The following is a 7322-nucleotide window of genomic DNA, read 5'->3' as shown; positions in this document are numbered from 1 at the left end:
CCTCGGGTACCACCGCAGGCACGACGGGCGGCACGACCTCGGGCACCACGGGTGGCACCACCTCGGGGACCACGGGCGGAATCGGCGGCATCGTCTGCAACCCGACCTCGAACACCTACCGACCGATTCAGGTTCCGAACGCAACCGCATTGGGCGTCATCAATGGCATCTGTCTCGGCTGCAGCGTTGCCAATCCGAACAACGCCATTGATACCGACATCACGACCATCTCGTCGCTGATCACGCCGGTCGGCCTGCTCGGCGGCTCAGCGGAATTGCAGGTGCAGGACACCGCAACGCTCTATCCGGCTGGTCGTCGCGCTGGCTTCGTGATCTTCGATCCGGCTGGCGCCTTGCTGACAGCGACCCTGCTTCAGAACATCAGGGTCGATGCGGTCAACAACGGTGTGGTGCAGTCCAGCGCCGGCATCTCCGCCTTGTCTCTGGATCTGCTTGGTACTGCAATCATCGGCAGCACCGAACCGACCTTCGCCAGCTTCATCCCGGCCTCGCCGTTCAACGAACTGCGTATCAGCTTCGGCTCCGCGGTCAATGCGCTGGCCACGCTGGGCGTGTTCCAGGCCTGCGTCGCTGTGGACCCAAATGATCCGGGTACCACCACCGGTGGCACGACCGGCGGAACCACGGCCGGCACGACCGGCGGTACCACGGGCGGGACCACTTCGGGCACGACTGGCGGCACGACGTCGGGCACCACGGGCGGCACCACCACTGGCGGTACGACCGGTGGCGCCGTGGCTTCTTTCTGCGACGCGCTGCCTAATGCTTCCAGCCCGCTGCTGGCGCCGAATGCTGTGGCTACCGAGGAAAGAGCAGGTCTGTGCCTGGGTTGCAGTGTTCAGGATCCGGGATTTGCCACCGATACCAACCTGCTCACGTTGGCTACGGTCAACGCGCCGGTGCCCCTGCTGGGCGGTACTTCGATCCTCGCCGTTCAGGATACTTCGACGCTTTACCCGGCTGGCCGCCGCGCCGGTTTCGTGATTGCTGACCCGGCAGGTGCCCTGCTGACGCTGAACCTGTTGCAGGACATCAGCGTGAGCACCTTGCTCAATGGCACCGTCCAGACCGAAGTCGGTCTCGGCAGCTTGTTGAATCTGGATCTCCTGGGCACGACGCTAATTGGCGGCCAGGTACCGGTCTACGCCAGCCTGGTATCGACTGGCGACTTCAATGAGGTGCGGCTGAACTTCCGCAATATCGTTGGCGTGTTGGGCCAATTGAAGGTCGCCCAGGCCTGCGTCTCGAACAACTGAGCTCATCGCGAATGAACAAGTGTGATCTGAGCCTGGTGTCGCTGACCGCAGCCGTGATGCTGGCTGCGGGTCTTGCAGGCTGTGCGGACGAGAAAGACGATCTTGGCGGCGGTACGACCAGCGGGGGGACCACCGGTACTACGACCGGCGGCACCACGACGGGCGGCGATCCGGGCGAGTGCGTGATCAGCTGCTCGCCGAACCCGCCGCCGCCGCCGACCAGCCTGGAAGACTGCAATCCGAACAATCCGAACGCCACCTATGCACCGGTGGCCAACGTGACTTCGGTTGATGTCGGCACGGAAGGTCTTTGCCTGAACTGCCGCGTCGCTTCGCCGATATCGGCTTTCGATGCCAACGTCGGCACCTTTTCGGTGGAAACGGCAGGCCTCGGGGTTGCGGGAACGATCAATCTGAACGGCTACGGCACGACCAACTACGTGAGCTCACCGACAGTGCTTCGTCGGGCAGGCTTCTTCGTGGCCTACCCGCAGGACTCCGTCGCCGATGTGGCTCTGCTCTCGCGGGTTTCGGCTTTCAGCGTCAACACGACGGGTGTCGTCGTGCAGGGACCGGGCGTGCAGACCAACGATACGGCACTGAGCCTGCAGTTGCTTGGCTTGCCGCTGCTGGCGGGTCAGTCGCTGGCCTTCGTCAGCGTCGTCACGACGCAGCCTTTCAACGGCGCAAGGCTCGACTTCTCGCCGACCATCGGCGTGCTCGCCGGCCTCAATGTGATCGAGGCCTGCATCTCAAAGTAAGGGTCGAAGCTTCTGCTTTTGCCTTCGACGGGCCTGCAGCGATGCAGGCCCGTTTTTGTTGGGACGATCGATTTTCTGCGGAACCGCGGATGCGGCCCGGGGATGACCATCAATCCTCGCTGTCACCTTCTTCTGCTTCCAGCCCCAGGATCGGCACGACCACCGCGCCGGGCAGCGATTCGACATTCTTCAGCTTGCGGCTGATCTGACGGGTCCGCGTCTCGGCATCGCCAATCGAGTTCTGCACCGTTTCCAGCTGCTTCTTGACCTTGCCCAGCACGCCGCCGAACTTGTCGAACTCGGATTTGACCTCGCCCAGGGTCAACCAGACTTCACTCGATCGCTTCTGGATCGCCAGCGTGCGGAAGCCCATCTGCAGACTGTTCAGCAGCGCGCTCAGCGTGGTCGGCCCGGCGACCGTCACCCGGCATTCGCGCTGCAGCCATTCGCTGAGGCCCGGCCGGCGGATCACTTCGGCGTACAGGCCTTCGGTCGGCAGGAACAGCAGCGCGAAATCAGTGGTATGCGGCGGTTCGATGTACTTGTCGCGAATCTTCCTGGCTTCTTCGCGGATACGCGTTTCCAGCTGCTTGCCGGCTTCCTCGACACCGGCGGCATCGGCGCGCTCCTGAGCATCGAGCAGGCGCTCGTAATCCTCACGCGGGAACTTGGCGTCGATCGGCAGCCACACCGGCGTGTCGATCGCATCGCGGCCGGGCAGGCGGATCGCATATTCCACGCGCTCTGTGCTGCGTGGCCGCGTCGCCTTGTTGGCCTCGTACTGATCGGCGACCAGTATCTGCTCGAGCAAGCTGCCCAGCTGCACTTCGCCCCAGGTGCCGCGGGTCTTGACGCCGCTCAGCACCCGCCTCAAGCCACCGACATCCGCCGCCAGCGACTGCATCTCGCCGAGGCCGCGCTGCACTTGCTCCAGGCGTTCGGCAACGCGCGAGAACGATTCACCGAGGCGCTTCTGCAAGGTGTCGTTGAGCTTTTCGTCGACCGTGCGGCGCATCTCGTCGAGCTTGGCGGTGTTGTCGGCCTGGATCGCCGCCAGCCGTGTCTCGACCGTGCCGCGCAGCTCGTTCATCCGCTGCGCGCTGGCTTCGCTCAAGCCATTGAACTGAGCAGCCAGCGACTCGCCGAAGCGTGACAGCACCTGCGCCTGCTGCTCGCGTGCGGCCCGGCCTTCGGCAAGCGAGGCCTGCTGACGCTCGTCGCCGAGGCGAGTCTGGGCCTCGAGCTGGCGGGCGAAGGTTTCCAGCTGGCCGGCCAGCTGACGACCCAACACATCGGCCTGCGCAGTCTGCGTCTGACCGAAGCGAGCCAGCGCCGCAGCCAGCTCGTCACGACCTCGAGCCGCCTGCTCGCCGGCTTCGCGACGCGCCGTCGCGGCCTCATCGCGCACCGCGGTTTCGAGCCGGGCGGCATCGCGGGCGCCGTCGTTCAAACGGGATGACAGGCCACGCGCCGCCAGCCAGGCGAACACGGCAGCGACGGCAGCAATCAGGGAAACCGCGAGCAGCAGGAGATCAGGGGTGGTCATCGCCGGATTGTACGGGCGAGCTTCCGCCTTGAGGCATCGCGTCGATATCCAGCGAGAACTGCCGGCGACGCGAGGCCCGCATTACATGGCCACGCGCGCGGGCACGTTCAGGAACACCCGCGCTTTTTGTCGCGTCAGACCGGCATCAGCACGACTTGGCTCAGCTGCTCAGCCGCGGCGACAAGGCCCGCGAACGGTATTCGCTGGGCGTCAGGCCGTACTGCACTTTGAACAGACGGCTGAAGGTGGCGCAATCGCTGAAGCCGTGATCGAAGGCGATGCCGGTGATCTTGCGATTCGGACGGCTGATGTCGTCGAGTGCCTGACGGCTGCGCTCCAGGCGCAAGTCGTGAATCATCTTCGAAGGCGTCAGCCGGCATTCCTTGAACAGCATGTACAGGGAGCGCCGCGACATGCACAGCGCCGACGCCAGATCATCCGGATCAAGCCCAGGATCGGAGATGTGATCGAGGATGTGCTGCTGGGCGCGGTTCAAACGATCGTGCAGACGTACGTTGTTCAGACTGGGCACGCCCAGTTCGCTCGCTGCCTGATGCAGCGAAGAGGTGATCATCGACTGCACAGCATGCAGCACGGTTTCACCGACACCGTCCTTGCCGCCGAGGCCGGCGCCGCTGAGTGCCATCAGTGCGCCGAACGTGGCACGCAAGGTGGCGCTGTCGCCGAGTTGCTGACCACACAACTTCTGGCTGATCCGTTCCCAACCGGGGCAGGCCACATGCGGCAACATCAGCACCGCGAAATGAGCGTTGTCGGAAACGCGAATGCGATAAGGGCGCGTGCTGTCGCAGACCGTGGTCTGGCCCGGCGTGATATGGCAGCGACGATTGTCCTGCTCCAGCTGGATATCGCCGGACAACTGCCACACCAGCTTGATGTAGCCGGATTCCGAACGATCGGCGAGATGACGCGTACGGATCACTTCGCTGGCATCGGCGTTGATCATCGTCAACGCGCCATCACCAAACTTGAAGGCGCTGACCTCGGCTTCGAAGAGTCCACCGGAATAGTTTCGGTGCTCCAGCCACGGAAAGTTGTTGTTGACGAAATCTTTCCACTGCCCGAAACCGTGCACGGATTCCGAAGGGCCGGGACGAAACATCACACCACCATCCGCCGGCCGGGAAAAGCTCGGCACTGCATTCATTCCAATCATTTCATTTCTCCGTCAACACGTTCGCACGGACATCCAAGGGTTGGATCGTCCCGGCGTTTGGGGCTCTTTGGCCCTCATCAGGCCCGGACTACGTGGTCCGGGCCTGATCTATCGGTCCTGCCCTCAAATCATCTTGAGTACGCCATCCTCATCAAGCGTTTCAGCGTGCGCGCAGCGCCTTGCGTCCGATGATGAACAGCGCGATCAGCGCCAGCACACCGAACAGATAAGCCGGGCCCAGTGCCAGTGCGCTGAAGATGTCGCCCGGGCCGAGGCGGCTGTCGCCGAAGCTCAGGCCGCGGTTGGCGGAGAAATTGCCGAAGAAGTAGAAGCAGACGTTGGCCCAGCCATCGAGCACGATGATCCAGCCGAGTCGCGCTGCAGTCTTTTCGGTGAACTCCAGCAGCGGCAGCACGAAAGCTACCGTGATCACCATCATGCCGTTCATGGCAGGACCGGTATGCGCCTTGGCCCAGCCTTCCGGTGTGCCCGGAATATTGAAGTGCAGGATGTAGCCCGGGATGATCTCGAAACCACCGACCAGATTCATCCACAAGAAAACGCCGAACAGCAGCGTCGAGAAAATCATCAAGACGCCGTGGCCAGCCATCTTGCGTTGCAGTTCCTTTGCCGCCATTTCGCTCTCCCCGTTTTTATGTGTCGACCGGACCTCATCGGATCTGGTCATGCTTGATTGCCACTTTTCACTACAAGGCTCTACTTCCTACTTGCAGCCCGACCAACCGGATCTGCACTCTCTTTCGAAAACTCCACTCAGGCGGCGATGGCCGTCCGGTGATAGCGGCTGCCATAGAACATCAGCGGCGCACCGCCTTCGCTGCCACAGGCCGTGACTTGCGCCACGAACAGCGTGTGGTCGTGAATCTGGACTTTCTCGACCGTTTCGCATTCGAACCAGGCCAGGCAATTGCGCAAGGTCGGCAACTGCTTGCGAACCACGAAATCCGGCAACAACGCTTCCTGCGGGCGACCGCTGAAATGCGCGGAGAAGCTCTGCTGCCCTTCATTGAGGATGCAGGCCCCGTAACGACCATTGCGCGAGATCAGGCGATGCGCCTTGCCCGGCTTCAGCGAGACCAGCACCGTCGGCGGATCGAGACTCACCGAAGTGAAACTGTTGACGGTCATACCGTGCACCTGGCCGTCGTCATCCTCACAGGTGAGGACGACAATGCCGGTGGCGAACATCGAAACCGATTTCCGGAAACTCTCCGGATCGACTCGATGGTTTTTCCCCGACGCTGGGTCTGCACTACTCATGGCTCACGCTCCAGAAGGATCTTGATGTCCTTGTCACTGCGCCGGCGATGCTCAGGCCGCCGTAGCCATTTTCGGTCGCTTGGCCGCCGCTTTCATGCGTGTCTCGACCCAGGCTTTCATGCGGTCGACACTGGCAAAGCAATCCCACTGCTTCTCGGGGAAATTGAAGTTGTCGGTGAACTCGTCGGCCAGCGCGCGGTTCTGGCTCAGCGCGCCGATGAACTGCTGCAACTCGATCGGCATCGCCTTCAGATTGGTCATCATGAAGTTGGTCCAGCGCGCGGCACCCAGCACGCGATCGTTGCGGCGCATGTTGACGTGCTCCACGAAGCGCTCGTCGAAGACATCCTGGCGAACGATTTCCTCACCGAGGATCCAGGCCGCATGCGAGGCCACATTGGCGCCCTGACCGAGCAGCGGATCGACGGTGACCTGCACATCGCCGAGCGCGATCGCCATCTTGCCGCCGTCGAGCGCCACGTGTGAACGGCGCACGGTCGGCGTCACCCCGCCCTGCAGAAGGTCCAGCGGGCCGTTGGCGAGATCGAACTCCTGCTCGTCGATGCGCTCGGCGCAGGTCGGATAGTGCTTGCGCAGTTTTTCCAGCAGCAGCGCCATGAAGGCCTTCGGGTTGTCGTCGTACTTGGTCTTGGCCAGCACTTCGAGATCGCCGCCGGGAATGTTCTCGATGACCAGCGCGTTCTGCATGCCGTTGAACGTGGTGGTCGGAATTTCGATCATCTCGCCGGCGCCGGGCGAGAAGTGCATGGTCACCGCACGGACCGGGCGCTGCTTGATGCCTTTGAAGATGCCGACGCAGAGCGCGCGCTGCGGCTTGTCGAACGGCGAGTGCTGCGGTTCGTAGGTGAACATCTGGCCGAACGGACCCTTGCCAGTGCAGATGACCAGCAGGTCATAGCGCGCGCTAAGCGACGAAATTTCATCGCTCTTGATCTCGCGATATTCGATGTTGCCGCCGGCGTTCATGAAATCTTCCATCAGCCGGGGCTGATAGATGCGGTAATCGACCGCGCGGCTAGGCGCATGCAGATCGCCGTAGAACTGAAGCGGCTGCGGCTGCAGACCGATGAAATAGTGATGGCCGAAGTAGCCGAACTTCTGGTCCGGCCAGTGGTTGACGCCCAGCGCGGTTTCGCGCTTCACGGTCACGGCGTGATGGGCCACGGTGTTGAGCAGACGCATGCCGTGATACTCGTCCGGCTTGCGATCGGTGTAGATGGTCACGTCGACGCCGTGCTGGCGGAGATACAGGCCGAGAT

The 7322-nt window shown here is 62.8% G+C and carries 7 protein-coding genes; 2 read left to right on the top strand and 5 right to left on the bottom strand.

Going from position 1 to position 7322, the window contains the following annotated elements; genetic code table 11:
* A partial coding sequence (locus tag QZY06_RS03045; RefSeq protein WP_295680032.1) for a hypothetical protein occupies nucleotides 1–1277 on the top strand: 1277 nt, incomplete at its 5' end.
* An 11-nt stretch (nucleotides 1278–1288) separates the two neighbouring features.
* Nucleotides 1289–2038, top strand: a complete 750-nt coding sequence (locus QZY06_RS03040) for a hypothetical protein (protein WP_295680029.1) — start codon at nucleotides 1289–1291, stop codon at nucleotides 2036–2038.
* Nucleotides 2039–2147: 109 nt separating this feature from the next.
* On the opposite strand, the gene rmuC is transcribed toward QZY06_RS03040, so the two are convergent.
* The 5 genes from rmuC to styA all read right to left on the bottom strand — a co-directional run.
* Nucleotides 2148–3584: a DNA recombination protein RmuC gene (gene rmuC / locus QZY06_RS03035; RefSeq protein WP_295680026.1), complete on the bottom strand. Its 1437-nt coding sequence runs from the start codon at nucleotides 3582–3584 to the stop codon at nucleotides 2148–2150.
* Nucleotides 3585–3744: 160 nt separating this feature from the next.
* Complete coding sequence (locus QZY06_RS03030) at nucleotides 3745–4761, bottom strand: helix-turn-helix domain-containing protein (RefSeq protein ID WP_295680023.1); 1017 nt, start codon at nucleotides 4759–4761, stop codon at nucleotides 3745–3747.
* Nucleotides 4762–4921: 160 nt separating this feature from the next.
* A complete protein-coding gene (gene styC, locus QZY06_RS03025) occupies nucleotides 4922–5398 on the bottom strand; it encodes a styrene-oxide isomerase StyC (RefSeq protein WP_295680020.1) in 477 nt (158 codons plus the stop codon).
* A gap of 137 nt (nucleotides 5399–5535) precedes the next feature.
* A complete protein-coding gene (styB, locus tag QZY06_RS03020; protein WP_295680018.1) occupies nucleotides 5536–6042 on the bottom strand; it encodes a styrene monooxygenase NADH-dependent flavin reductase subunit StyB in 507 nt (168 codons plus the stop codon).
* Between the two features lie 51 nt (nucleotides 6043–6093).
* The coding region (gene styA / locus QZY06_RS03015) for a styrene monooxygenase subunit StyA (RefSeq protein WP_295680016.1) at nucleotides 6094–7322 on the bottom strand (1229 nt) is incomplete at its 5' end.

It is taken from the genome of uncultured Nevskia sp., from assembly GCF_903885465.1.
GTDB lineage: Bacteria > Pseudomonadota > Gammaproteobacteria > Nevskiales > Nevskiaceae > Nevskia.
The sequence above is the reverse complement of the archived record's forward strand: the minus strand, read 5'-3'. Positions and strand labels throughout refer to the sequence as shown.

Bases quoted from the DNA above. Each gene is read 5' to 3' on its own strand.
- styB (WP_295680018.1), bottom strand. From the start codon at position 6,042: ATGAGTAGTGCAGACCCAGCGTCGGGGAAAAACCATCGAGTCGATCCG.
- QZY06_RS03040 (WP_295680029.1), top strand. From the start codon at position 1,289: ATGAACAAGTGTGATCTGAGCCTGGTGTCGCTGACCGCAGCCGTGATG.
- rmuC (WP_295680026.1), bottom strand. From the start codon at position 3,584: ATGACCACCCCTGATCTCCTGCTGCTCGCGGTTTCCCTGATTGCTGCC.
- styC (WP_295680020.1), bottom strand. From the start codon at position 5,398: ATGGCGGCAAAGGAACTGCAACGCAAGATGGCTGGCCACGGCGTCTTG.
- QZY06_RS03030 (WP_295680023.1), bottom strand. From the start codon at position 4,761: ATGATTGGAATGAATGCAGTGCCGAGCTTTTCCCGGCCGGCGGATGGT.